This is a genomic window from Geoalkalibacter sp., assembly GCF_030604225.1.
GTDB lineage: Bacteria > Desulfobacterota > Desulfuromonadia > Desulfuromonadales > Geoalkalibacteraceae > Geoalkalibacter.
The window spans coordinates 31,989-54,570 of sequence record NZ_JAUVWH010000003.1; the positions used below are offsets into that span (position 1 = coordinate 31,989).

At 64.3% G+C, this 22,582-nt stretch carries 16 protein-coding genes and 1 other RNA gene; 5 read left to right on the forward strand and 12 right to left on the reverse strand.

What is annotated here, in order from left to right:
- Nucleotides 1-2 precede the first annotated feature (2 nt).
- The 6 genes from QAT43_RS00915 to gatC all read right to left on the reverse strand — a co-directional run bounded on the left by QAT43_RS00915 (nucleotide 3) and on the right by gatC (nucleotide 10,936).
- Nucleotides 3-3,293: a DNA methyltransferase gene (locus QAT43_RS00915; RefSeq protein WP_442900174.1), complete on the reverse strand. Its 3,291-nt coding sequence runs from the start codon at nucleotides 3,291-3,293 to the stop codon at nucleotides 3-5.
- An 89-nt stretch (nucleotides 3,294-3,382) separates the two neighbouring features.
- A complete protein-coding gene (glnE, locus tag QAT43_RS00920; protein WP_305041143.1) occupies nucleotides 3,383-6,577 on the reverse strand; it encodes a bifunctional [glutamate--ammonia ligase]-adenylyl-L-tyrosine phosphorylase/[glutamate--ammonia-ligase] adenylyltransferase in 3,195 nt (1,064 codons plus the stop codon).
- Complete coding sequence (gene mtnA / locus QAT43_RS00925; RefSeq protein WP_305041144.1) at nucleotides 6,574-7,623, reverse strand: S-methyl-5-thioribose-1-phosphate isomerase; 1,050 nt, start codon at nucleotides 7,621-7,623, stop codon at nucleotides 6,574-6,576. The genes glnE and mtnA overlap by 4 nt, the downstream gene beginning before the upstream one ends.
- Before the next feature lie 3 nt (nucleotides 7,624-7,626).
- A complete protein-coding gene (gene gatB / locus QAT43_RS00930; RefSeq protein WP_305041145.1) occupies nucleotides 7,627-9,078 on the reverse strand; it encodes an Asp-tRNA(Asn)/Glu-tRNA(Gln) amidotransferase subunit GatB in 1,452 nt (483 codons plus the stop codon).
- Between the two features lie 89 nt (nucleotides 9,079-9,167).
- Nucleotides 9,168-10,625: an Asp-tRNA(Asn)/Glu-tRNA(Gln) amidotransferase subunit GatA gene (gene gatA, locus QAT43_RS00935; protein WP_305041146.1), complete on the reverse strand. Its 1,458-nt coding sequence runs from the start codon at nucleotides 10,623-10,625 to the stop codon at nucleotides 9,168-9,170.
- 23 nt (nucleotides 10,626-10,648) lie between these two features.
- A complete protein-coding gene (gene gatC, locus QAT43_RS00940) occupies nucleotides 10,649-10,936 on the reverse strand; it encodes an Asp-tRNA(Asn)/Glu-tRNA(Gln) amidotransferase subunit GatC (protein WP_305041147.1) in 288 nt (95 codons plus the stop codon).
- A gap of 226 nt (nucleotides 10,937-11,162) precedes the next feature.
- Here gatC and QAT43_RS00945 point away from each other — a divergent pair, with 226 nt between their 5' ends.
- A complete protein-coding gene (locus QAT43_RS00945; protein ID WP_305041148.1) occupies nucleotides 11,163-11,813 on the forward strand; it encodes an OmpA family protein in 651 nt (216 codons plus the stop codon).
- Between the two features lie 83 nt (nucleotides 11,814-11,896).
- On the opposite strand, the gene gltA is transcribed toward QAT43_RS00945, so the two are convergent.
- Together gltA and QAT43_RS00955 are read right to left on the reverse strand one after the other, a co-directional pair.
- Nucleotides 11,897-13,309 (reverse strand): NADPH-dependent glutamate synthase, encoded by a 1,413-nt coding sequence (gltA, locus tag QAT43_RS00950; protein WP_305041149.1) that lies wholly within the window; start codon nucleotides 13,307-13,309, stop codon nucleotides 11,897-11,899.
- A gap of 14 nt (nucleotides 13,310-13,323) precedes the next feature.
- Nucleotides 13,324-14,148: a sulfide/dihydroorotate dehydrogenase-like FAD/NAD-binding protein gene (locus QAT43_RS00955; protein WP_305041150.1), complete on the reverse strand. Its 825-nt coding sequence runs from the start codon at nucleotides 14,146-14,148 to the stop codon at nucleotides 13,324-13,326.
- Between the two features lie 626 nt (nucleotides 14,149-14,774).
- On the opposite strand from QAT43_RS00955, the gene htpX reads away from it, so the two are divergent.
- A complete protein-coding gene (htpX, locus tag QAT43_RS00960) occupies nucleotides 14,775-15,659 on the forward strand; it encodes a protease HtpX (RefSeq protein WP_442900175.1) in 885 nt (294 codons plus the stop codon).
- A gap of 86 nt (nucleotides 15,660-15,745) precedes the next feature.
- Here htpX and ettA read toward each other — a convergent pair whose 3' ends face one another.
- Nucleotides 15,746-17,425: an energy-dependent translational throttle protein EttA gene (gene ettA / locus QAT43_RS00965; protein ID WP_305041152.1), complete on the reverse strand. Its 1,680-nt coding sequence runs from the start codon at nucleotides 17,423-17,425 to the stop codon at nucleotides 15,746-15,748.
- Between the two features lie 105 nt (nucleotides 17,426-17,530).
- Here ettA and ssrS point away from each other — a divergent pair.
- Nucleotides 17,531-17,715: non-coding RNA, 6S RNA (gene ssrS / locus QAT43_RS14810), on the forward strand.
- Nucleotides 17,716-17,756: 41 nt separating this feature from the next.
- Here the strand turns inward: ssrS and QAT43_RS00970 are convergent.
- Nucleotides 17,757-18,047, reverse strand: coding sequence for a hypothetical protein (locus QAT43_RS00970; protein ID WP_305041153.1), 291 nt, complete (start codon nucleotides 18,045-18,047; stop codon nucleotides 17,757-17,759).
- Between the two features lie 167 nt (nucleotides 18,048-18,214).
- Here QAT43_RS00970 and QAT43_RS00975 point away from each other — a divergent pair, with 167 nt between their 5' ends.
- Together QAT43_RS00975 and QAT43_RS00980 are read left to right on the forward strand one after the other, a co-directional pair.
- Nucleotides 18,215-19,348: an FAD-dependent oxidoreductase gene (locus QAT43_RS00975; RefSeq protein ID WP_305041154.1), complete on the forward strand. Its 1,134-nt coding sequence runs from the start codon at nucleotides 18,215-18,217 to the stop codon at nucleotides 19,346-19,348.
- 23 nt (nucleotides 19,349-19,371) lie between these two features.
- Nucleotides 19,372-20,220 carry a rhodanese-like domain-containing protein gene (locus QAT43_RS00980; RefSeq protein WP_305041155.1) on the forward strand — a complete coding sequence of 283 codons (849 nt, stop codon included), beginning with the start codon at nucleotides 19,372-19,374 and terminating at the stop codon, nucleotides 20,218-20,220.
- Between the two features lie 12 nt (nucleotides 20,221-20,232).
- Here the strand turns inward: QAT43_RS00980 and QAT43_RS00985 are convergent, their stop codons facing one another.
- On the reverse strand, nucleotides 20,233-21,825 hold the full coding sequence (locus tag QAT43_RS00985; protein ID WP_305041156.1) for a sensor histidine kinase: 1,593 nt from the start codon (nucleotides 21,823-21,825) through the stop codon (nucleotides 20,233-20,235).
- 109 nt (nucleotides 21,826-21,934) lie between these two features.
- Nucleotides 21,935-22,582, reverse strand: a 648-nt coding sequence (locus tag QAT43_RS00990) for a hypothetical protein (protein ID WP_305041157.1), incomplete at its 5' end; no start/stop codon positions are given.

Here is a 22,582-nt window from a genome sequence, read left to right on the forward strand (position 1 = left end):
GGTCAATCCTCCAACGAAATAACCTTCAAACTCTCGATTCCCCGGTCGTCGACGATCTTCACCGCGATCTTGCGATGATCGCCGGCTTCGAAGGGAAGCGAGACGGTGCCGTGGTACTGATCGAGCAGTTCCTCGTTCAGTTCGGCGCGGATGTTCTTCTTCAGCTTGTACCACCCCTCCTTGCCCCCGGCCAGCGGGAAGAAGACCTGGCGGGGAAAAAGGGAGCGCTCGTCGTAGTCGGTGTCGAGCAGCCACAGGGCGATCTTCTTCTTGCCGCCGGAGACCAGCGCCCCCTTGGCGGTGTCGAAGTAGTCGAAGCCGTGCACCTCGACCTCGTACCAAATCCCCCCGCTCGCTTCGCTCGCACCCCCCTTTTTCAAAGTGGGGTTGGAAATCTTGCGCACTTCGACGTCGGGCTGGCCCATCAGCCAGAAACTCTGGTTGCTGGAGCGGGCTTTTTTCAAATCTTCGGTGAGCAGATCGGTGTTCATCTGCGCCTTGAGCGCCGTGATGCCCTTGAGCTGGTCGATGTCCTTGGCCGCTTCGGGGTCGAAGGTGAAGGCGCAGAAGACAATCATCTTCGGCAGCGGAAAGAGCTCGCCCGCCTCGCGCAGGGCCAGCTCCACCTGCCGCTGCTCCAGGGCCGCGTGCTCGGGCCCGAAGGAGACGACGACCCGTTCACCGCTGTCCAAATGACCCGAGGCGTGCAGGTAGCGGGTGCCGGGCAGGGTTTCCAGCTCGGCGAAGCGGAGCATCTGCCCTCCCTTGCCGCGGATGCCGGTTTTGAGCAGCTCGTCGCGCCACTGGTGCTGGCGGGACGACTCCCCCGAGCGGGCAATGGCGACATCGGCCTCCTCCGCCGGTTTGGCCTCGTCGAGGGAGAGAACGGTCGGGAAGGGGACCGCCTCCACGGTGAACGGCCCGGTGATGCGCAGTTTGTTCCTGTCGGGCTGAGGCTGATCGTAGAGGATTTCCTGGTCGGCGTGGGCGGCGATGGAGCGATCCATCTGCGCCTGCATCGTCTGCCGGGCCTTGTGGAAGGCGTCGAAGGGCTTGCGGGCGGCTTCGGGCCAGTCGGCGGGGAAGTCGAAGGGGACGTCCCATTCCTTCAATCCCCCCTCTCCCCGACCCTCTCCCACGAGGGGAGAGGGAGCAACCTTCGCCGCATTTGCCCCCCCTCCCTTCATGGGAGGGGGTTGGGGGGAGGGTGAAAGGGCGGCGCTCAAATCCCCCAACGCCGCCTCAACCGCCGGGTGCATCCGCGAGTAAATCTCGTCGATCTCCGGATTGTTGGCGATCGACTTGAGGGTGACGTGGGGGACGGTCTTATAGATGAAGCCCCCCTTGAGTCCTTCGTGGGGATACTTCAGTTCAAAATAGTCGAAGCTGGCGGTCATCAGCCGCTGCTTGGCCAGGGTCACCGCCACCCGCGAGGTGTCGCAGGTGATCCAGCGTCGGCCCCATTTCTCGGCGACAAAGGCGGTGGTCCCGGAACCGCAGGTCGGGTCGAGGACCAGGTCGCCGGGGTCGGTGGTCATGAGGAGGCAGCGTTCGATTATAGTTGTTGCCGTTTGAACAGCGTAGATTTTCGGATCGGTTCGACTTTGAATCCCACCACCTGTATCAGCCCAAAAATTTGTATAGGCAATTGCACCAAAATCATCAAAGAACTTCTTGAACCGGAGCTTACCTTTGCCAGTTGTAAGAATTCGATTCGCCCGCCCAACCCTCCGCATGCCGTCTTGGCCAGTCCTCCAACCACCCGCTGTAGGTGCCGAATTCACTCCTTGATGTTCAACTTGAAAACTCGTGCCCTCGCTACCGGTGCGGCTAGTAAGTCCCTGGTCAGTAAAGAATCTTATTCCCTCGCTGGCACCTTCCTCTATTCCGCTTGAGGGAAGAACTCTTCCATCAGGTAGCTGGGCGTATGAATACCTTGTCGCCCCTTCCTCGCCAAGCTCCAGAGGAATGTAAAGTTGTCGATATTTCAGCCTGCTCGTGTTTTTCCCAAACCACACCACATAGTCGTTGACACGGTCAAGAAAGGAAGAGCCCAGGCCAACTGATGTCTTGTAGGCTATTTGCGCTACAAAATTGTCCTCGCCAAATATTTCACCCAGCAGATTCCGGACAAGATGAACATTCTCATCCGAAATCTGCACAAACACACTCCCCGACTCGCTCAGCAACTCCTTTGCCAGCAACAGCCGGTCGCGCAGGTAGGTCAGATACGAGTGTATCCCCAACTCCCAGGTATCGCGGAAGGCCTTGATCATCTCCGGTTCCTGGGTCAGGTCCTCATCCTTGCGGTCCTTGACGTCGCGCTTGCCGACGAAAGGCTGGAAGTTGGAGCCGTACTTGATGCCGTAGGGCGGGTCGATGTAGATCATCTGCACCTGCCCGGCCATGCTCTCCTTCTGCAGCAGCGAGTTCATCACCAGCAGCGAATCGCCGGCCACCAGCCGGTTCGACCACCCCTTGTCGTGCCGGTAGAAGTCGATGGCGTCGCGCAGGGGCAGGCTCTCGAAAGGCGCGTCGAACAGCCCGGCCTGCACCATCGGTCGGGCCTTGCCGGCGCGGCCTTCCTTCATCTTCTTGCGCACGGCGGAGAGGATGCTCATCGGATCGATGCGCTCGTGAACGTGCAGCGAGACGGTATCGACCGCGAAGCTGGTGCGTTCGGCCTTGCCGGTCCAGGCGAGGTAGGGCGACTGCAGCCGCTTCAGCTCTTCGAGGGCGGCGCGCATGGTGGCGTCGTCGCCCGAGGCGAGGGCGTCGTCGATGAGCTTTTCGATGGCCACTCGGCCGACGTCAAACTGCAACACCGGGTCGAGGTGGGGGTCGTAGCGCCAGACGGTGGGCTTCTGCGCCGGGTCGGTGGCTTCGTTGACCATGCCGACCTCGGGATTGTTCTTGCGGCTGTCGAGATGACGGTAGGAGAGAACCTGTGTCTCTTCGGTGGTTTTTCGAGAAACTGGAGTCGGTTTCGCCGTGTTGGGCTTGGGCGATGACAAGGAAAGGGGTTTCTCGGGGGGCGCCTCTTGTACCCGGAGGGAAAATTCCTCGGTAGGTTCGGCCAGGCGGACGGAACCGCCACGGCCCTTACCCTTGAGCAACAATCCTTCGGCAACAAGCAATTCGCGCAGTTCGTCAAAACGGGGGGCATCGACAGGTTGGCCGATGTCCTTGGCCCGCGCAAGAAATCGTTCCTTGAGAGCCTGGTTGCCGATGCTCGAACCATCGTCTGGAACCAGACACAGTATCAACTCTTTCAAAGCACTTAGTTCGCGCATGCTCATCAGCCCTCCGCTCGATTTTTCAATTCAACCAAGCCCCAAACACTTCCCCAAAAAGCGGACGATCGCCTGCTTTCGGGGCAATCTCAATCCTTCGCCCCGGCCTGCGCCCCCGGCCCCAGGTGGCGCTCGAAGATGGCGCGGATGCTGTCCGTGACCCGGCGGTAGTCGGCGAGGAAGGCCTGGTCGGGACGCACGGGGCGTTCGGGGTAGCCGAGGCGCCGGGCGAGCTTGACCAGGTAGCCGCGCTCGCCGGAGAGATCGTTGATGGACTGGTCGTGCACCAGGCGCAGCTTGTTCTCCAGGCGGCGCAGAAACACATAACCGCTGCCCAGAGCCTGCAATTCGGAGGGGTCGAGGATTTTCGCGCGGCTCAGGGCGCCGAGCAGTTGGGTGGTGCCGGCGGTGCGCAGTTCGGGATTGGCGCCGCCGTGGAGCAGTTGCAGGTACTGGGCGAGAAATTCCACATCGACCATGCCGCCGCGCCCGGTCTTGATGTTGAAGTGCTCGGCGCTCTCGCGGGCGATCTCGGCTTCCATGCGCCCGCGCAGGCGATAGATTTCGTCCTTGAGCTGGGCGGGCACCGGGCGCCCGTACACCTGCTGCCGGCAGATCTCCTCGACGCGCTGGGCAAACTCGGGCGGTCCGGTGATCGCCCGCGCCTTGGTCAGGGCCTGACGCTCCCAGAGGGCGGCGCTGGCCTGGTGATAGCGCTCGAAGGCGGGCAGGCTGGTGACCAGCGGCCCCTGGTTGCCCGAAGGCCGCAGGCGCGTATCGATCTTGTACACATGACCCTCGCGGGTCTGCAGGGTGAGCACCGAAATCACGCGCTGCGCCAGGCGCGAGAAATATTCCTGGTTGGTCAGCTCGCGAAACCGCTCCGGATCGCCGTCCGTCGCCGGAGCATTGTGGCCGTCGGCTTCGTAGATGAAAATGATGTCGAGGTCGGAATGATAGGTAAGCTCATGGCCGCCGAGCTTGCCCATGCCGACGATGGCAAAGGCCGCCTCGCGCGCGCCCCCCGCCTCATCGGTGAGCAGGGGAACCCCGTAGCGCGGCAGGAGCTCGGCGCGGGCGATCTCCACCGCCTGCTCCAGGCACACGTCGGCGAGCAGGGACAGCTGCTGGGTGCCCTCGGCGAGGCTCAGCTCGCCGCTCAGATCATGCAAGGCGATGCGCAGGAACTCCTCGTTGCGAAACCGCCGCAGGGCATCGAGCTTGGCCTCGTAATCCTCGCCGCGCGCCAGTTGCTCGCCCAGATCGGCGCGCAGGCGCTCCTTGCTCTTGCGGATCACCACGTTCTGCCGCGACACTAGGGCATCGAGAATTTCCGGATGCTGGATGAAGATGCGCGAGAGAAACTGGCTGGTGCCGAACAGATTGACCAGCAGACGGATGATCTCACGATTTTCCGCGAGCAGCGCATAGAAGGTCGAACGGGCGCGCAGGGCCCCGAGAAAGCGCACCAGACTGTTGAGGGCCATGTCCGGCTCGGGGGTGTCGATCACTTCCTGCAGGAGCAGGGGCGCGATGCGTTCGAGGATCCGCCGGCTGCGCTCGGTGAGATGCGTATGGGAGCCGCCGTCGCGCAGCAGCAGCAGGTTGTCGTAGGCGCCCTCGACATTCTTGAAGCCGCGTTCCTCGAGCATGTCCTTGACCAGATCGGGCTCGGCGCCGGCATCGAAGAGAAAGGCGATTTCCGGGCGCACCTCCTCGCGGATCTTTTCCTCGCCGGAAAAAAACAGGTCGCGATAGATGGCCTGCACGCCCAGGCGATGACCCTCCAGCGCCTGCTGAAAAGACGGCAGATCGGCAAAGCCGCTGCGCCGGGCAAGAAGCAGCAGCTCGCTGTCCTTTTTCGGCAGGTTGTGGGTCTGGCGCTCCTGCACCACCTGAATGCGGTGCTCCACCGTGCGCAGAAACACATAGGCATTGCGCAGGTGACGCTGATCCTCCTCGCGGATCAGCCCCTCGCGACACAGCAGATCCAGGGCCTGGAGGGTGTTGCGCTCGCGCAGGCGGGGATTCTTCCCGGCGTAGATGAGTTGCAGGGCCTGGATGAAAAATTCGATTTCGCGGATGCCGCCGCGCCCGAGCTTGAGATTGAGATCGCCCTCGCGTTGGCGGGCGAGGTTGTGGTCGATCTTCATCTTCATGGTCTTGATGTCCTCGACCATGCCGTAATCGAGGTAGCGCCGGTAGATGAAGGGATCGAGTTCCTTGAGCAGCCGCTCGCCAAGGGCGAGGGAGCCGGCCACGGGACGTGCCTTGAGCATGGCGGCGCGCTCCCAGCTCTGCCCCCAGCTTTCGTAATAGACTTCGGCGCCGCGCCGGGAAATGGCCATCTCGCCCCGGCTGCCGTCGGGCCGCAGATTAAGATCGACGCGGAAGACAAAGCCGTCGACCGTCGCCTGACCGATGGCGCGGGTGAGCAGCTCGGCCAACTTGACGAAATACTGGTGCAGGCCGATGCGGTTGCGCACCCCGCCGCGCCCGTCGGAAATCCCGGCGGTTTCGCCGCGCTCGGAGGAGTAGACGTAAATCAGGTCGATGTCGGAAGAGAAATTGAGTTCGCGCCCGCCGAACTTGCCCATGCCGAGCACGGTGAATTCGGGCTCCGCGCCCTCATCGCCCTCCAGCCGGGGCGCGCCGAACTCCTGGCGCAGCAGAAGATCGCAGACCTCGTAGGCGCGATGCAGGCAGGCACCCGCCAGGTCGGCGAGGGCCGCGGTGGTCTCCACCAGATCGGCTAGCCCGCACAGGTCGCGCCCGCCGATGCGCAGGATTTCGCGGCGCTTGTAGCTGCGCAGGCCCGCCTGCAAGCCGGCGAAATCCACCTCGTCGCCGATGAGCGCGCGCAACTCGGCGGCCATTTCCGCACCCTGCTTGACGCGCAGCAGATCCTCCTCCACCAGCAGACGCCGCAGATAATGGCCGTCGCGGCAGAGAATGCCGGCCAGAAAGGGCGAGGCGCCGAGAATCCGCAGCAGCCGGCGGCGGCTCGCGGCGTGTTGCAGAACCTTGGCCAGATCCTCGTGCTCCGCGGAATTGCCGAGTCGTTCGAGAAAGTTGAGGGCGTCGTCGGGACAGGCGGTCGCCAGGGCGTCCTTGAGCAGATCGCCCAAGAGGTTTTCGGCATTCAGTTGCCGATGAATGAGCACCAGGTTGGTCGCGCCGCGCCGGCCGTCGTCGTAACCCAACTCCCCGAGCAACCCGGCAAGACGAGCTTCATCGCCTTGCCGACAAGCCGCCAGCGCCCCGGCGATGAGAGAATCCGTCATTCAGCCCCCTTCTCCACCAGATCCTTGAGCCCCTGGAGATAGTTGCCCGTCACCACCCCGCGCTCGGTGATGATGCCGCTCACCAGCCGCGCCGGGGTGACATCGAAGGCGGGATTGCGCACGCCGATGGATTCCGGTGCCAGGCGCTGCTCGCCGACATGGGTGATTTCGCGGGCGCTGCGCTCCTCGATGGGGATGCCGCCGCCGTCGGCGATGCGCAGATCGATGGTGGACACCGGCGCCGCCACGTAAAAGGGGATGCCGTGCTCGCGCGCCAGCACCGCCACCGTGTAAGTGCCGATCTTGTTGGCGACGTCGCCGTTGGCGGCGATGCGGTCGGCGCCGACGATGACGCAGTCGATCTCGCCCTTGCTCATCAGGTAGCCCGCCATGTTGTCGCAGATCAGGGTCACGGGAATCCCGTCCCGCATCAGTTCCCAGGCGGTCAGCCGCGAACCCTGCAAAAAGGGTCGGGTTTCATCGGCATAGACCATCAGGGTCTTGCCCTGGGCCACCGCCGCGCGGATCACCCCCAGGGCCGTGCCGTAGCCGCCGGTGGCCAGGGCGCCCGCGTTGCAGTGAGTCAGCACCCGCGCGCCGTCGCCGATGAGCGGCGCGCCGTTGGCGCCCAGGGCGCGGTTGAGCCGCTCGTCCTCGGCGGCCATCTCGCACGCCTCGGCAAGCAGCCGCGCCTTGAGTTGCGGCACGGCCAGGTCGCGATGCGCGCGGGCACAGGCCTGCATGCGATCCAGCGCCCAGAACAGGTTGACCGCGGTGGGGCGGGTAGCGGCCAGCACGGCGCAGACCTTGTCCAATTCGGCGGCAAATGCCGTGAAATTGTCCGCCTGGATGTCCCGCGCGCCCAGCGCCGCCCCCAAGGCCGCCGCCACGCCGATGGCCGGGGCGCCGCGCACCACCATGGTGGTGATGGCCTCGGCGACGCCCTGGAAATCGCGGTAGTCGTTCCACACCTCGCGGGTGGGCAGCAGGCGCTGATCGAGCATCCTCACGACGCCGTTTTCAAACAAAATGGGCTTGATGGACATGGTCTAGCCTCCCGCGAGTTTTTTCTTCAGCAGGTCGTTGACCGCCGCCGGATTGGCCTTGCCCTTGCTGGCCTTCATCACCTGGCCGACGAAGAAACCGAACACCTTCTCCTTGCCGGCGCGGTATTCCTCGACCTGGCCGGGGTTGGCGGCGAGGATTTCATCGATGATGGCCTCGATGGCGCCCGTGTCGGTGACCTGCTTGAGGCCCTTTTCGGCGATGATGGTGTCGGCGTCGCGCCCGCTGCGCCACATCTCGTCGAAGACGGTCTTGGCGATCTTGCCCGAGATGGTGCCGTCGTCGATGCGCTGGAGCATGCCGGCCAGCATCTGCGGGCGCACCGGGCATTCGGCGATGCCGATGCCCTGCTCGTTGAGGCCGCGAATCACCTCGCCCATCACCCAGTTGGCGCACACCTTGCCGCCGCCGTGCAGCTTGACGCAGGCATCGTAGTAATCGGCGAGGGCGCGCTCGGCGGTAAGCACCTCGGCGTCGTATTCCGGAATGCCGTAGTCCCGGACGAAGCGCGCGCGCCGCGCCTCGGGCAGCTCGGGCATTTGTTCGCGCATGCGCGCGATCCAGGCCTCGTCCACCACCAACGGCACCAGGTCGGGATCGGGGAAGTAGCGGTAGTCGTGGGCATCCTCCTTGCCGCGCATGGAGCGCGTCACGCCCGTCGCGGGATCGAAGAGGCGGGTTTCCTGCACCACCTTCTCGCCGTTCTCGACCAACTCGATTTGACGTTCGACCTCGTACTCGATGGCCTGCTTGATGAAGCGAAAGGAGTTGATGTTCTTGATCTCGGCGCGAGTGCCGAAGGCCTCCTGGCCGCGCGGCCGCACCGACACGTTGGCGTCGCAGCGAAAGGAGCCCTGCTCCAGGTTGCCGTCGCACACGCCGAGGTAGACCACGATCTGATGAAGTTTCTTGAGATAGGCGATGGCCTCCTCGGGCGAGCGCATGTCGGGCTCGGAAACGATTTCCAGCAGCGGCGTGCCGGCGCGATTGAGATCGACGAAAGACGACGCCGAGGTCTCCGGCGTTTCACCGTGCATGGACTTGCCGGCATCCTCCTCCATGTGGATGCGGGTGATGCCGATGCGCTTGGTGGCGCCGCCCTCCAGGCTGATGTCCAGGTGGCCGTGCTCGCAGATGGGCAGCTCGTACTGGCTGATTTGATAGCCCTTGGGCAGATCGGGGTAGAAGTAGTTCTTGCGCGCGAAGATGGAGCGCGGCGCGATGCGGCAGTGGGTCGCCAGGCCGGCGAGGATGGCGAAATCCACCGCCTTGCCGTTGAGCACCGGCAGCGCCCCCGGCAGGGCCAGGCACACCGGGCAGGTCTGGCTGTTGGGCGGCGCGCCGAAGCGCGTTGAACAGCCGCAGAAGATCTTGGTGGCGGTGGTGAGCTGGACGTGAACTTCGAGGCCGATGACGGTTTCGTATTTGGAGAGCATAAAAGGTATTCCTCGCGAATGAATCCTGGCGGTGTAGGGGCGAGGCGGTGCCTCGCCCAGGGCGACCCACCGGGTCGCCCCTTGGCGCATTACAACGGTGCCGTTTTTCTGTGCCAGTCCGTCGCCTGTTCGAAGGCATGGGCCACACGCAGCAGGGTCGCCTCGTCGAAGGGCTTTCCCACCAGTTGCAGGCCGATGGGCAACCCCGCCCCGGACATCCCGCAGGGCAGCGCCAGGCCGCAGGTGCCGGCGAGATTCACGGGAATGGTGAAAATGTCCGAGAGATACATCTGCAACGGATCGGCGGTCTTCTCGCCGAGGCGAAAGGCCGGCGTCGGCGCCACCGGCGTGAGCAGCACGTCACACTGGTCAAAGGCCCGGAGAAAGTCCCGGCGGATCAGGGTGCGCACCTTCTGCGCCTTGAGGTAGTAGGCATCATAGTAGCCCGAGGACAGGGCGTAGGTGCCGAGCATGATGCGGCGCTTGACCTCGGCGCCGAAGCCCTGGCCGCGGCTTTGCATGTACATATCGAGCAGCCCCTGGGCCGCTTCGGCGCGCAGGCCGTAACGCACTCCGTCGTAGCGCGCCAGATTGCTGGAGGCTTCGGCGGTGGCGATCAGATAGTAGCAGGCCACGGCATATTCCGTGTGAGGCAGGCTCACCTCGACGACCTCGGCCCCCAGGCCGCGATAGACATCGATGGCCGCCGCCACCGCCTTCTGCACATCGGCATCGAGGCCGGCGATGAAATACTCGCGCGGCAAACCGATGCGCAGCCCGGCCAGCCCCTCGCCCAGGGCGGCGAGATAATCGGGCACCGCCAGGTCGACGGAAGTTGAGTCGAGAGGATCGTGGCCCGCCACCGCCTGCAGCAGCAGGGCGCAATCCGCGACGTTGCGCGCCAGGGGGCCGACCTGATCCAGAGAGGAGGCATAGGCGATCACCCCGTAGCGCGACACCCGGCCGTAGGTGGGTTTCAAGCCCACCACCCCGCAGTGGCTCGCCGGCTGGCGGATGGAGCCGCCCGTGTCGGTACCCAGGGACGCGGGCACCTGGCATGCGGCCACCGCGGCCGCCGAGCCGCCCGAGGAGCCACCCGCCACGCATGCCGGATTCCAGGGGTTTTTCACCGCGCCGAAGGCCGAGGTTTCATTGGAACTGCCCATGGCGAACTCATCCATATTGAGCTTGCCGAGCAGCACCGCGCCCTGGTCCTTGAGCCGCGCCACGGCGGTGGCGTCGTAGGGCGCGACATAGTCGGCAAGAATCTTCGAGGCGCAGGTGGTGCGCACCCCCGCCGTGTTGAAGATGTCCTTCACCGCCAGGGGAAGGCCGGTCAGCGGCGCCGCATCCCCCGCGGCCAGACGCCGGTCGGCCGCTTCGGCGGCGGCCAGGGCCTGGTCCTCGCACAGGGTGATGAAGGCATTGACCTGCCCCTGGGTGGCGGCGATGCGGGACAGAAAAGCACGCGTCAGCTCCACCGAGGAAACCGCGCGCGTTTGAAGTTGCTGCTGCAGATCGTGCAGGGACAGCTCGGTCAGGCTCATGGCCGTATCTCCCATTGCATGCGTCATTCGATGACCCGCGGAACGCGGAAGCAGCCGTTGACCGCCGTCGGGGCGTTGGCCAAGGCCTTGTCCAGGCCGATGGAGGGACACTCCTCGTCCGCGCGCAGGGCGTTTTCCACCGGCACGGCATGGGCGGTGGGGACGATGTCGGCCACGTCGAGTTCGTCGAGCTTATCGACATAGGACAAGATGGCGTCCATTTGCCCGGTGAGGGTGTGGAGTTCTTCCTCAGGCAACGCCAGTCGCGCCAAGGTCGCGACTTTCCTTACCTGCTCAAGACTGATTTTCATGGACATCTCCCGAATCTGGAAAGCGTGTGAAGGGGGCAAAATTACCATGGCGGGCGCCGCCTTATCAAGAATTAAGACCCCGGCGCCACGACCGACGCGCCCCCGGACAGGAGGCGACATCGGGCGGCATGAGGACACTTCGGGCTTTGCGCTTCGCACCCTGGGGCGGTATAATAGCTCCAAGCTGTCCAAACAACTCGGAATTTTTACAGGAGGAGCAAGAACCATGAAGAAAACCCTGACTGTGCTGATGATCGCCATGCTCGCCGCGGCGGGCTGCGCCCAGCCCCCCACCAAGACCCAGCAGGGTGCCGCCATCGGCACCGGCGTCGGCGCTGCTGCCGGGGCGGGTCTCGGCCAGGCCATCGGCGGCGACACCAAGGGCACCCTCATCGGCGCCGGCATCGGCGCGGTGGTCGGCGGCATGGCCGGCGGCGCCATCGGCCGCTACATGGAGCAGCAGGAAGCCGCCCTGCAGCAGGCTGTCGCCGGGGTGGAAGGGGCCAGCGTGCAGCGCAACGTCAACACCATCGCGCTGACCTTCAAGTCCGACGTGCTCTTCGACGTCAATTCGGCGACTCTCAAGCCCGGCGCCTACGACGAGATCAACCGGGTGTCCAACGTGCTCAACCAGTATCCCCAGACCAACATCATGATTGCCGGGCATACCGACAGCACCGGCAGCGAAAGTCACAACCAGCAGCTCTCCGAACGCCGCGCCGAGGCGGTCAAGAACGCCCTGATGGGCAACGGCGTGAGCCCCATGCGCATGCGTACCATCGGCTACGGCGAAAGCCGCCCCATCGCCGACAACAGCACCGAATTCGGCCGCCAGCTCAACCGCCGGGTGGAAATCACCATCACCCCGCAGGGCTGATTCCGGTACGGCATCACGCAAAAAGCCCGCGCGAACAGCAAGTCGCGCGGGCTTTTTGCGTTAACCAGGCTCGGAAAGCCGGATCACACCTGGCCCAGATAGGCCTCCATCGCCGCAGCGGCACGCTTGCCGTCTCCCATGGCCAGAATCACCGTGGCGCCGCCGCGCACGATGTCGCCGCCGGCAAAGACCCCGGGCAGACTGGTGGCGCCCTGCGCGTCGCTTTCGATATTCCCCCAGCGGTTGAGCTTGAGATCGGGCTCCGTCGCCGTCAGCAGAGGATTGGCGCGAGTGCCCAGGGCATTGATCACCACATCGGCGGGCAACTCGAACGCGCTGCCGGACACCGGCACCGGCCGGCGCCGCCCCGAGGCGTCGGGCTCGCCCAGTTCCATGGCCTGACACGCCAGAGCGCGCACCCAGCCTTGCGTATCGCCGAGCACCGCGAGAGGCGCGGTGAGCATGACGAACTCCACCCCCTCCTCCTTGGCGTGGTGAATTTCCTCGACCCGCGCCGGCATTTCGCTTTCGCCACGCCGGTAGACGATCATCGCCCGCTCGGCTCCCAGGCGCCGCGCCGTGCGTACACAGTCCATGGCCGTGTTGCCGCCGCCGATGACCGCCACGTTGCGGCCGCGCAGGATGGGCGTGGCGCTCTCCGCAAACTGCCCCGCCCCCATGAGATTAACGCGGGTCAGGTATTCATTGGCGGAATAGACACCCTTGAGATTTTCCCCGGGGATGCCGAGCATCACCGGCAGCCCCGCGCCGTTACCGATGAACACCGCATCGAATTGTTCGCGCAACTGGCCGAGGGTCAGGGTCTTGCCGATGATCACGTTGCACTCGATGTCAACCCCGAGTCGACTCAGACGCGCCACCTCGGCATCGATGATCGCCTTGGGCAAGCGAAATTCAGGAATGCCGTAGCGCAGCACCCCGCCTGTGTCATGCAGCGCCTCGAAAATCCTTACCTCGTGGCCGCGCCGCGCCAGTTCGCCGGCGGCGGTCAGCCCCGCCGGTCCGCAACCTACAACCGCGATCTGCTTGCCCGTGGGCACCGGCCGCGACTCAACGGCCAGATCCTCGGCATTGGCCATGGCCCAGTCGGCGACAAACCGTTCCAGATAACCGATGGCGACCGGCAGGCCGCGCGCACCGCGCACGCATTTGGCCTCGCATTGCACCTCCTGCGGACAGACCCGGCCACACACCGCCGGCAGGGCATTATCGCCCATGAGGATGCGTGCCGCCACGGTCAGTTCGCCCGCCGCCAGCGCCGTGACGAACTCGGGGATCGCCACCTCCACCGGGCAGCCGGCGACGCAGGGGCGGCTCTTGCAGGCGAGACAGCGCTGCGCTTCGCGCATCGCCTGCTCCAGGGTCAAGCCGAGATTGACCTCGGCAAAATTGCGGCTGCGCGCGATTGCATCCTGCTCGGGCATTTTTACCCGCTCGATGCCCAGGCGCTCCTTGGCTGAAAGATTGTTCAACATGGGACAACCCTCGTTCACGGCTGAAGACCGACCCGGCATTGGGCCTCGTGGTCGCGATACATGGTCAGACGGTCGGCGAGGCTCTGGAAATCCACCTGATGGCCGTCGAACTCGGGACCATCAACGCAGGCGAAACGAGCTTCGCTTCCAATCATCACCCGGCAGCCGCCGCACATGCCGGTGCCGTCGATCATGATCGGATTTAGGCTGACCAGGGTGGGAATCGCCGTGGGCCGCGTCAGCTCAGCCACGGCGCGCATCATAGGCACCGGGCCGATGGCGAAAACCGCCCGCGGACAGGTGGCGGAATCGGCCATCAGCTCGGTGAGTTCATGAGTGACAAACCCCTGCCGCCCTCGGCTGCCGTCCTCGGTGGTGACGCGCACCTCGGCGGAAAAATCCGCCAGTTCCTTTTCCAGAATGACCAGGGGCGCGCTGCGCCCGCCGATAATCGTCGTCACCCGGTTGCCCGCCGCGGCCAAGGCCTTGGCCAGAGGATAGAGCACCGCCGTGCCCACCCCGCCGCCAACGCAGGTCACCCGCCCCCAGTTTTCGATGTGGGTCGGTTGTCCCAGGGGACCGGCGACATCGCGCAGGCAGCCGCCCGGCGGGACGGCGACGATGTCGCGCGTGCCCGCGCCGATCGCCTGCACGAACAGGGTCAGGGTACCCGCCGCCTCATCGGCATCACCGATCGTTAGCGGGATACGCTCGGCGCCCTCGGCGCGGCGCACGATGACGAACTGGCCCGGGCGGCGCGCCGCGGCAATGCGCGGCGCGCGCAGCACCATGCGATGCAGGGCGGGCGCCAGAGTTTCGTTTTCCAGAACTTCGAACATGGTCACTCCATCCGAAACTGTAGTATCAGCCCAGAATCCGCCGGCCCTCGCAAAAACGGCTAATCCAGGCGGTTACCAGCAGGCCGGCATACAAGGTCAGGGCCAAGGAAAAACTCTCGAACATTTCTTCGCTCCTTTCAGCGTGCGGACACCATGAGAAAACCCACCCCATGATTCAGCATAAATAGCTGTTTTTCAACGACTTTTCAGGTAACAGGGTTTGATAAACAAGGTTTTGCCTTGAATCATGATCCCGCGACGGAGACCGAGAAAGCCTATTTATCATGGGGTTACATCAAGCGGGCTATTCTGTTCCGGACAGAAAAAATTTAAATTCGCTCATTGTTTACGTCAAACAAAAATACCGTTTGAACCGGTTCATGCGCTCAACGGCCAGGGTCGCCAAGGGCCTTTTTCATCAGTGGTCTTCCCGATAACAACCGCGTGCGACAATCCCGGTTTTTCTTGACACCCGGAAGCGAGGCCCCATAATAAATAGGTGCCGCCGTGCAGTTTCCCCGGGATGATTCACAGGCGGTTTCGCCTTTTCCGGCGCCGGAGAAAGGGGGCTGAGGTCCTTCCGGCCCGCAATGCAACGTTCATTCGTGGAGGAAGAAAAAACAATGTTGAAAAGAGTTGTTCTGTTTATCATCACCAACCTGGCGATCGTCTTCGTCCTCAGCATTGTGCTGAGCCTGCTCGGCGTCGGCCGCATTCTCGATGAACAGGGCGTCGGCCTCGACCTGTACAACCTCACCGTGTTCGCCGCGGTGTTCGGTTTCGGCGGCTCGCTCATCTCACTGGCCATCTCCAAGTGGACGGCCAAACGCTTGACCGGTGCCCAGGTCATCACCACGCCGCGCAACGAGGTGGAAGCCTGGCTGGTGCAGACCGTGCGCAAGCAAGCCGAAATCGCCGGCATCGGCATGCCGGAAGTGGCCATCTACAACGCCCCCGACGTCAACGCCTTCGCCACCGGCGCGCGACGCAACAACGCCCTGGTGGCGGTGAGCACCGGTCTGCTCAACTCCATGAACCGCGAGGAGGCCGAAGCCGTGCTTGCCCACGAGGTAAGCCACGTTGCCAACGGCGACATGATCACCCTGGCTCTCATCCAGGGGGTGGTCAACACCTTCGTCATCGTCGCCTCGCGCGTCGTCGGCCACTTCGTCGACCGCGCCGTATTTAAAACCGAGGAAGGCCACGGCCCGGCCTTCTACATCACCTCCATCGTCACCCAGATCATCTTCGGCATTCTCGCCAGCATCATCGTCATGTGGTTCAGCCGCCAGCGCGAATTCCGCGCCGATGCCGGCGGCGCTCGCCTGGCCGGCCGCGAGAAGATGATCGCCGCCCTGGAAAAACTCAAGCGCAGCGTCAACCAACCGCACCTGCCCGACCAGATGGCCGCCTTCGGCATCTCCGGCGGCAAGAGTTCGAGCTTCATGCGCCTGTTCATGACCCATCCGCCCCTTGACGAGCGCATCGAGGCGCTCAAGCGGATGATGTAAACAAGGACGAAACCCTGCGAACGACAAAGGCCGGATCCCGCGAGGGGTCCGGCCTTTGTCGTTTGCGTAAGGCTTGGGCCGATTATTTACCGCGCCATCCTGCGGTACTTGATGCGGTGCGGCTGATCGGCGGCGGCGCCTACGCGCCGTTTGTAGTCGGCTTCGTATTCCGAGTAGTTGCCGTCGAAGTACACCACCTGGCTGTCACCCTCGAAGGCGAGGATGTGGGTGGCGATGCGGTCGAGAAACCAGCGGTCGTGGCTGATGACCACCGCGCAGCCGGCGAAATTCTCCAGGCCCTCTTCGAGAGCGCGCAGGGTGTTGACGTCGAGGTCGTTGGTCGGCTCGTCGAGCAGGATGACGTTGGCGCCCTCTTTCAGCATCTTGGCCAGGTGCACGCGGTTGCGCTCGCCGCCCGAGAGCATGCCGATCTTTTTTTGCTGATCGGCGCCGGAGAAGTTGAAGCGCGCCACATAGCCGCGGCTGTTGACCTGCTGCTTGCCGAGGGTCAGGGTTTCCTGGCCGCCGGTGACCTCTTCCCAGATGGATTTGTTGGGATCGAGTTCACGGCTCTGGTCGACGTAGGCCAGCTTCACCGTCTCGCCGGTGCGGAAGGTGCCCGCGTCGGGCTGTTCCTGGCCGGTGATAAGACGAAAGAGGGTGGTCTTGCCGGCGCCGTTGGGGCCGATGACGCCGACGATGCCGCCGGGCGGCAGACTGAAGGAGAGATTGTCGAAGAGCAGCCGCTCGCCGTAACCCTTGCTCACCCCCTTGGCCTCGATGACCACATCGCCCAGACGCGGTCCCGGCGGAATGTAGAGTTCGAGGTCGCGGCCGCGCTTTTCCGCCTCCTGGCTCAAGAGTTTCTCGTAAGCAGCGATGCGCGCCTTGCTCTTGGCGTGGCGCGCCTTGGGCGCCATGCGCACCCATTCGAGTTCGCGCTCCAGGGTCTTCTGCCGCTCGCTCTCGGCTTTTTCCTCGCGGCGCAGGCGCTCCTGCTTCTGTTCCAGCCAAGAGGAATAGTTGCCCTTCCAGGGGATGCCCTCGCCGCGATCGAGTTCCAGAATCCAGCCCGCCACATTGTCGAGGAAATAGCGATCATGAGTCACGGCGATGACCGTGCCCTCGTAGCGTTGCAGATGGTGTTCGAGCCAGGCCACAGTTTCGGCGTCGAGGTGGTTGGTCGGTTCATCCAGCAGCAGGATGTCGGGTTTCTGCAGCAGCAGACGGCACAGGGCCACGCGGCGTTTTTCGCCGCCGGAGAGCACCTTGACCGAGGTATCGCCGGGCGGGCAGCGCAGGGCGTCCATGGCCATCTCCAGGCGGCTGTCGAGATCCCAGGCATCCAGGGCATCGAGCTTTTCCTGCACCTCGCCCTGGCGCTCGATGAGCTTGTTCATCTCATCATCGGACAGGGGCTCGGCGAACTTGAGATTGATCTCCTCGAATTCCTTGACCAGATCGACGGTTTCCTGCACCCCCTCCTCGACCACCTCGCGCACCGTTTTGTTTTCGTCCAGGCGCGGCTCCTGCTCAAGGAAGCCGACGCTGTAGCCGGGCGAGAGCACCGCCTGGCCGACGAATTCCTTGTCGACGCCGGCCATGATGCGCAAGAGCGAACTCTTGCCCGAGCCGTTGAGGCCGAGCACGCCGATCTTGGCGCCATAAAAATACGAGAGGGAAATGTCCTTGAGGACCGGCTTTTTGTTGTAGAATTTACCGACCCTCATCATGGAATAGATGACTTTGTTGGCTTCGTTGCTCATACTGCTCTCTGACCTCCGGAAATGGCGGCGGCCCCGGCCCAAAAAAGTGCTTGCCAGCGGCCCCGTCTTTTGTTAGCATACTCTTAGAAAAGGCGATTGATCTTTGATTCTCTGGGATGCGCGACCGACGCCGACGAAACCCTCGCCGACATCAAGAGTCCCTAAACCTCGCGTAACGTCGTGGTGAGCAGGACCGCCATGCAGCGGGAAGCCTGAAGCGCCGTTCAGAGGCCAGTCCTTCTACTGAAGGGCGAGAATTTCCAACGCGCCGTCGCCATCCTGGAGCTCAGTCCGCCGAAAACCCCGTTCCCCGGAACGGGGTTTTTGCGTTTCAGCGGCTTATCAGGGCCAGCAGCGGCAGCAGCACGAAACCCAGCAGGATGAGCCCCGCGCAGATCAGGTTGATCCAGATCAGCAGGTGATTGCGCTTGCGCAGGGCGTATTCACGGTGGGGCCAGAGCAGCAGATTGTTGGTCCGCCCCCAAAACCCATGCGCCTCGGGCTCCTCGGGGTTTTTCGCCCGCGCCCGCTGTCCGGCGATAATGATCCAGATGATGGTGAGGGCGAACAGGTGCAGAGCGACCTGGGTCACCGCGTCGACGGTCATGATCAGATGTTTCATGGCAGGGCGCCCTCGCCTTCTTGCGGAATTCCAGGCAGGGTAGCAAATCCCCCGCCTGAGTCAATCCCCATTCGCAGCCGCCCCCGTCCAGCGAAGCCGCAGGCTGGTCCCAATGTGTTTGACATGGCGGGGCGGCTGTCTATCCTTTTAGAAGTTAAGGAGGAATCATGGGCAAACATCTGGCGCTGATCGGCGGCGGGCACGCGCACCTGACCACCCTGCTCAAGCTGGCGGATTTCGTCAAACGCGGTCACCGCGTCACCCTGATCAGCCCCTCGCCCTATCATTACTATTCGGGCATGGGACCGGGACTGCTGGCCGGCACCTACGAGCCGCGCGACACGCGTTTTCACATCCGCCGCATGGCCGAGGCGCGCGGCGCAAGGTTTGTTCAGGACCGGGTCACGGCCATCGAGGCCGCGCGACGCACCCTGAGACTCCAGTCGGGGGAGCAGATCAGCTATGATGTCGCCTCCTTCAACGTCGGCAGCGCCATCGACGGGCCTTCGGGGTCCGAGGAAGGCCCCTGGCTGGTGCCGGCCAAGCCCATTGAAAATCTCTATCATGCCCGCGAGGCAATTCGCGCGCGCCGTGACCGTCCCTTGCGCCTGGTGGTGGTCGGCGGCGGCGCGGCCGGCGTGGAAATCGCCGGCAATCTCTGGCGGCTGGCGCAAAGCTGCGGCGCCCGGGCGGAGATTTTTCTCATCGCGGGTGGCGGCTTGCTCGCCCAATTGCCGATCCGGGCGCGGGAACTGGCCCGCCGCTCCCTGACGCATCGGGGTATCAGTGTCCTTGAGGACGAGCGGGCCAGTGCCTTGAGCACCGGGGCGGTGCAACTGGCAAGCGGCTCTCACCTGAGCTGCGACCTGTGTTTTCTCGCCAGCGGCGTGAAGCCCCCGCCCCTGTTTCGCCAGGCCGGCCTGGCAGGCCCCGAGGACGATGGCCTGCTGGTTGGCGACTGCCTGCAGAGCATCGCCGATCCAAGGATTTTCGGCGGCGGCGACTGCATCAGCCTGATCGGAGAGCAGCTGCCGCGCGTGGGCGTGCATGCGGTGCGGCAGAACCCGGTACTGCGCCGCAACCTGCTCGCGGCCCTGGAGGAGCGCTCCCTGCACAGTTTTCGGCCACAGAAGAAATTCTTGTTGATTCTCAATCTCGGCGACGACACGGGCATCGCGTGTCGCGGCATGTTCACCGGCAGCGGCAGCGGCGTCCTCCATCTCAAGCACTGGATCGACCGCCGCTTCATGCAGCGTTTTCAGGTCAGCGGGGAAGCACGGGAGACCAGGGCTGTCGCCTAAGGCCGCCGACGGGAGTAGATACCATGGGATTGCTTGATTTTTTCCGTCCCGTACCTCAGCTCAGCGCCGAGGAGGTACGCCGTTTTCTGCTGGAACACGATCCCGAACAGTTCCATCTGCTCGACGTGCGCCAACCCAAGGAATATCAACAGGGGCACCTGCCCGGCGCCCTGCTGATGCCCGTCGACCAGTTGCGGGAGCGCCTCGACGAACTTGATCCGGAGCGCACCACCATCACCTACTGCGCGGCCGGTCCCCGGTCGCGCGCCGCCGTGGGCATTTTGAACAACGCCGGCTTCCGCAAGGTCTACAACATGGCCGGCGGGATCCGCGCCTGGGAAGGCGGCACCGCAACGGGCGATCCGGCCTCGCAGGCGGCCTGGTTTTCGCCGCGGCGCTCGCCCCTGGAGCACCTGGCCCTGGCCTGGATGCTCGAGGAAGGCAGCCGGGCCTTCTACGCCGCAGCCGCCGAGCAGTTCGAGGACTTGGGCGAGATCAATTTCATGCGCCAGATGGCGGCCACCGAAGAGCACCACAAGGCCACCCTGGCCGCGGTCTATCGTGATCTCACCGGCGAATTGCCCGACCCCGCCTTTCCCGGCGCGCTGCTGGAATCCGCCGGCGCGGCGGGCTTTGTCGAAGGCGGCCTGCCCCTGGATGAGCTCTTGAGCTGGATGAGCGGCAAACCGGCGCGGGTGATCATCGAATTCGCCATGGGCATGGAAGCCTGCGCCTTCGATCATTACCTGCTGCTGCGTCGTCACCTGACGGAGGAAAAAAGCCGGGAGATCTTTGCCCTGCTCGCCGAGGAGGAGCAGGCGCATCTGCGCACCCTCAGCCAGCATCTGGAGCGGTTCCTCGAAGGCAACTAATGGAGGGGGCGGTCAGGGGGCGGAGGCCAGACCGGGATACTCCAGGGGAAGGGTAAAATAGACGGTGGTGCCCTGGCCCGGGGAACTCTTCACCCAGATCCGGCCGCCGTGGGCTTCCACCAGGGTGCGGGCCATGCTCATGCCCAGGCCGATTCCAGCCACGGCGGTGTTCGAGCCGTCGGCGCGGTAGAATTTGTCGAAGACCCGCTCCACCTCCTCGGCGGTCATGCCGATGCCCTCGTCGCTGACGCTCAGCAGATAATCACGGTCCCGCTTGCGGCCCGCCACCCGGATCATCCCGCCCCCCGGCGAATACTTGCAGGCGTTGGAGAGCAGATTGTCGAGCACCTGCGCGATGCGCTGCCGATCGACGATCAGTTCCAGATCCTCCTCCTCCAACTCGATGTGGTACGCATGCAGCGGCGCGGCCTGTTTGAGCAGGGGCTCGGCCTGGCGCACCAGATCCCCCACCCGGCAGGGAAACGGGTTGAGAGCGGGTTTTTTCCCCGATTCGGCGCGGCTGATTTCGAGCAGATTTTCCACGATGCGCGTCAGTGCCCAGGATTTGTCGTGGATGTAGCTGAGGAACTCGCGCTGCTCGGCGGGCGAGAGATCGCCGCGCGCCAGCAGCAATTCGGAAAAGCCGGTCACCGCCGCCAGGGGGGTGCGCAGTTCGTGGGCGGCCGTGGAGATGAATTCGGATTTGAGGCGGTCGATCTGGCGTTGGCGACTTACGTCGCGCAGATGCTCGATGAGGTAGCGAATGCGCTTGCGCCGATCGAACACCGGATAGACGCGCACATCGAACCAGGCCTTGCGCACCGGGTCGTAAACCTCCTTGCGCCCCGGTCGCCGGGTGCGCAGGACTTCGCCGACGGGGCAAAACTCGCAGGGCTCCTCGCGTTCGTTGAGACCGTAGCAATGCCGACCGATCAGTTCCCGGGGCTCCTTGCCGAAAAATTCGTAGCCCGCGCGGTTGAACCGTACCACGCGCAGCTCCGGGGTAACCACGCCGATAACATCGGGGATGGCGTCAAGAATCGCTTCGAGTTGCAGGGACGTCTGCGCCAACTCCTTCTCGGCGCGGCGCCGTTCGGCGACCTCGCGGCGCAAGTCGCGATTGGCGGCGCGCAGTTCGGCGGTACGCGCCGCGACCTGCGCTTCCAGGCGCGCTTGATGCTCGTTGAGGACCCGCTCACAGGCCAGGCGCTCGCTGACGTCGCAGCCGATACTGAGCAGGCCTACCAGCCGCCCGGTTTCATCAAAGAACTTGTCGTCGTGCCATTCCACGGGCAGGCTGCGTCCGTCACGGGTCAGAACGCCGTTGACGTTGCCGCGCTGCGGCTCTCCCGCCACCACGTCCCGCAGCAGCCGACCGATGCGCTCGCGTTCCGCGACGGGCACGAAAGTCTCCACCCAGCTGCGTCCGGCGGCCTCCGCCAGGCTCCAGCCGAGGAGCCGTTCGGTATAGGGGTTGAAATAGACCACGCGCCCCTCGGCATCGAGCACCAGGATGATGATTTGCGCCGTTTCCACCAAACTGCGGGCGAAACGGTTGTCCAGGCCGAGAAGCCCAAGGGGATCTTGTTTGCGCGCCCTGTTCATGCCGTCCTCAAAAAGCTGCGAAGAAAAGCCGCGGTACCCAGAAATTAGACCTGAAAAACCAAAAAAGTAAACCCTCGCCCGGCCGTTTCCCATGGCGGGCGCCCAGGGCTCAGGAATCTCGCAGCCAGGTCTCGCGGATCAGGGTCGCGATTTTTTCTCCCTGGAAAACTGGATTAAACCAGTCACCGGGGCTGCCTTCACACCCGAACGCCTCGACCCGCTGCCGGTCATAATGCGCACTGAGCAGTTCCATGCGCTTGGCGCAGCAGGTCACGCCGTCGGGCGCGTGAAAAATCAGGTCAAACCCCGCGCGGCGGCAAAAGCTGTTGAGCATCGGACGATCAATGTCGAGGGGTTGCAGATCAAAGTGTTCGGTGGTGACGGCGCTGCCGGGATAATGGGCGCCGCCCCAGGAGATCAACCGTGCCAGCAAGTAGCTGCCCAGGCCGAAGGAGCGCCAGGCGCGATCCAGGGCCAGGGTTCCATGGGGCGGGCCGAAGCGGCACTTGCCGCGCCGGCGATCCGCCACCAGGAAGAAGCGATTGACACGGCTGAAACCCAAGCCGGCGGTCAGTTGGTCGTCCACCTGCCGGCGCTCCCGGTCGAAGAACAGCAGGGGCCAGAGTTCCGCCACCCGGCATTCGAGATGGGGCAACAGGGGCAGCCGCAGGGTTCTCTCCGCGACCACGCCCCACAGCTCGCGGCGCGGCGCGCCCCACTGCCGCCCGCGCACCACCCGCGCCTCATCGGGCAGGCG

Excerpts from the sequence above, each read along its gene's own strand:
- mtnA (WP_305041144.1), bottom strand. The coding sequence starts at position 7,623 with ATGTCCATCAAGCCCATTTTGTTTGAAAACGGCGTCGTGAGGATGCTC.
- QAT43_RS00985 (WP_305041156.1), bottom strand. The coding sequence starts at position 21,825 with ATGAACAGGGCGCGCAAACAAGATCCCCTTGGGCTTCTCGGCCTGGAC.
- gltA (WP_305041149.1), bottom strand. The coding sequence starts at position 13,309 with ATGTTGAACAATCTTTCAGCCAAGGAGCGCCTGGGCATCGAGCGGGTA.
- QAT43_RS00955 (WP_305041150.1), bottom strand. The coding sequence starts at position 14,148 with ATGTTCGAAGTTCTGGAAAACGAAACTCTGGCGCCCGCCCTGCATCGC.
- ettA (WP_305041152.1), bottom strand. The coding sequence starts at position 17,425 with ATGAGCAACGAAGCCAACAAAGTCATCTATTCCATGATGAGGGTCGGT.
- QAT43_RS00915 (WP_442900174.1), bottom strand. The coding sequence starts at position 3,293 with ATGCGCGAACTAAGTGCTTTGAAAGAGTTGATACTGTGTCTGGTTCCA.
- QAT43_RS00970 (WP_305041153.1), bottom strand. The coding sequence starts at position 18,047 with ATGAAACATCTGATCATGACCGTCGACGCGGTGACCCAGGTCGCTCTG.
- gatB (WP_305041145.1), bottom strand. The coding sequence starts at position 9,078 with ATGCTCTCCAAATACGAAACCGTCATCGGCCTCGAAGTTCACGTCCAG.
- QAT43_RS00975 (WP_305041154.1), top strand. The coding sequence starts at position 18,215 with ATGGGCAAACATCTGGCGCTGATCGGCGGCGGGCACGCGCACCTGACC.
- QAT43_RS00980 (WP_305041155.1), top strand. The coding sequence starts at position 19,372 with ATGGGATTGCTTGATTTTTTCCGTCCCGTACCTCAGCTCAGCGCCGAG.
- gatA (WP_305041146.1), bottom strand. The coding sequence starts at position 10,625 with ATGAGCCTGACCGAGCTGTCCCTGCACGATCTGCAGCAGCAACTTCAA.
- QAT43_RS00945 (WP_305041148.1), top strand. The coding sequence starts at position 11,163 with ATGAAGAAAACCCTGACTGTGCTGATGATCGCCATGCTCGCCGCGGCG.
- gatC (WP_305041147.1), bottom strand. The coding sequence starts at position 10,936 with ATGAAAATCAGTCTTGAGCAGGTAAGGAAAGTCGCGACCTTGGCGCGA.
- glnE (WP_305041143.1), bottom strand. The coding sequence starts at position 6,577 with ATGACGGATTCTCTCATCGCCGGGGCGCTGGCGGCTTGTCGGCAAGGC.